This is a genomic window from Marinicrinis lubricantis (assembly GCF_042658665.1).
Taxonomy (GTDB): Bacteria; Bacillota; Bacilli; order Paenibacillales; family KCTC-33676; genus Marinicrinis; species Marinicrinis lubricantis.
The window spans coordinates 1-2,128 of sequence record NZ_JBHSQV010000085.1 but is presented as its reverse complement, the minus strand read 5'-3'; the positions used below and the strand labels follow the sequence as shown (position 1 = coordinate 2,128).

The following is a 2,128-nucleotide window of genomic DNA, read 5'->3' as shown; positions in this document are numbered from 1 at the left end:
GCTTCTATAATGGAAAAAGAATCCACTCCTCTATAGGGTATTTCACTCCAAATCAATACGAACGTATGTTTCATCCGGCTGCGTAATTCTCTCGATTTTATGTGTCCAATCTATTGACAGAGGTCCACATTGGCTCGGTTCCCACACAGAAATCCACATGTCCTATTCGCATTTTATGTGCATTAAAGCCGGAGGTGGACGAGGAGATCAAGCAAAAATTTGATTTTGTACTCCTTGCTGTTAATGATGACAAGGGAGGACGTATTGATATTGAGGATAATACAGGAGGGAATCTGCAAGACTGGTTTAGAAAGCTTAATTTTCATAAAATGAACCCTGATGATTTTGAAGTCAGGAACGAAGATCTCTTAAAGGATATCAAGCTGAAAGATTACGAGGTGAAAGAAGAAGACGGAACTCCAATATCGCTTCTCACATTCAATTTCCAACTGAACCAATTGTTAATGCTGATTAACAACCCTTTGTTGTTCCCGCACCGTGCATATGCCAGACTATTTAATTCCGAGAGGAAGGATACATGATGGGGCAATCTGTCGTTGCTGTATCAATTGATAAAGTACAGACATTTTTATACTATGTGCTGCAGGCGTATATTCAGGAAAACCAGGCCAATAGCGGAACACTTCGGGAGATCGTAAATTCATCGCAATTAATCTCTGAGAGGTTTTTTAGGGACATTGGAATCGAGGGGGAATTTGGTGAGTTTAGCGGTCAGATTGAGGATCAATTGTTAACATGCTCAGGCATGTGTGTATTTACCACCTCACTAGAGCGGGAACTTATTTCAGAGAAGCTGGACCGATTGTTCAGAAAGTACTATAAAACATTCAATGGTCAACTGTTAGTTAAATATGTTGTCTTTGAGAAGAAGCTTTCGACAAACCTAGATAAGCTAGAGGCAATTAAAGAGAGTAAAGACCGCCTTAGACAGCAGAATTGCTTGAATGAGATTATAGCCCGTCATCAAGACTCTCTGTTTCAGTTTTCCGACGTCTCGGGGGAAAATGGACTTCAATCATCCATTGATCTAGATAAGGAGTATCCGTCATTTTCGCCTAATATTAATGCGCTCTATTCCCAACAAGAGGCGGATAACGATAACCATTTTCGGATTGCTGTCATTAAGGCTGATCTAGACGGTATGGGGACTTTATTTAAGCAACTAAGTGACTATGCGATCTATAAGGCTATCAGTGATTTGTTGTCCAATTACATTAGTCTTGAACATTTACATAAAATGACTGCCAAATATAAGGAGAAGGACAAGGACTTCAAGCTATATCCGTTATATATGGCTGGAGATGACATCTTCTTCGCGGTGACTGCTGCTCATTTGTTGGATGGTGTGAACTTGTGCAAAGAGATTTTGCAGCAATTGAATAAAGAGTTAGACAACCTAGGTAAACAACATAAGACCAATTTGCCGCAGCTCTCACTGAGCATAGGAATTGATTTTACCTTCAACCGTGAACCGATCCGGTATTACTATGAGCGAGTACATCATCAGTTGGATGAAGCCAAGGTTTATTTAAGCAAGGATAAGGTTAAAAAGTCCTCTTATATGAAGATAAGCATGAATGATTGTGTCTTCGAGGATTATGACGCAGACAAGAAGAAATCGGAATGGGCTTATTTTAAAGATGATGTAAAGCTACTGAAAGGAGCAATGCAAGAAGGTTTTGCCGCACATCACTTTTTATACGGGTTATTAAGTAAGATTAGCGACAAGACGATCAGCAGTAGTGATGTTAAATACAGTAACGCTGTTCTGTATCATTTATTGCCGGAGCACTTGGATAGCAGCAACCAAAAGCTGAGAGAGTACGAATTAATAATTATTGAAAAGCTGTTAAGGAAGCTCCTAGTCAAAAAGGGTTCGCATAGTAGCGATAGGAAAGAAAATTCGGCTGGAAAGAAGCAGAAAAAGAAAGAAAAAGAATTAACCTTTGAACTGAAGCAGCGCCAAAAACTGAAAGGGTAGGGACTGTCAAATATTTTGTGTAAACTCTATTAATCAATGATATAAGGGGTGACGCGCTCCTCGAAATGAATGGATAGTTGGAGGATGATTTGCCCCCAGCCTTGAATACGCCCCGTCCATTTCTTC

Annotated in this window: 3 protein-coding genes; all 3 read left to right on the top strand. The window is 39.9% G+C overall.

Annotation, left to right across the window (positions count from 1 at the left end):
* Positions 1-86, top strand: an 86-nt coding sequence (locus ACFPXP_RS08190) for an IS3 family transposase (protein WP_379893747.1), incomplete at its 5' end; no start/stop codon positions are given.
* 108 nt (positions 87-194) lie between these two features.
* The gene (locus ACFPXP_RS08185) at positions 195-542 is read left to right on the top strand and encodes a hypothetical protein (RefSeq protein ID WP_379893746.1); all 348 of its coding nucleotides are present in this window, start codon (positions 195-197) and stop codon (positions 540-542) included.
* A complete protein-coding gene (locus tag ACFPXP_RS08180) occupies positions 539-2,002 on the top strand; it encodes a Cas10/Cmr2 second palm domain-containing protein (RefSeq protein WP_379893745.1) in 1,464 nt (487 codons plus the stop codon). The genes ACFPXP_RS08185 and ACFPXP_RS08180 overlap by 4 nt, the downstream gene beginning before the upstream one ends.
* The last annotated feature ends 126 nt before the right edge of the window (positions 2,003-2,128 follow it).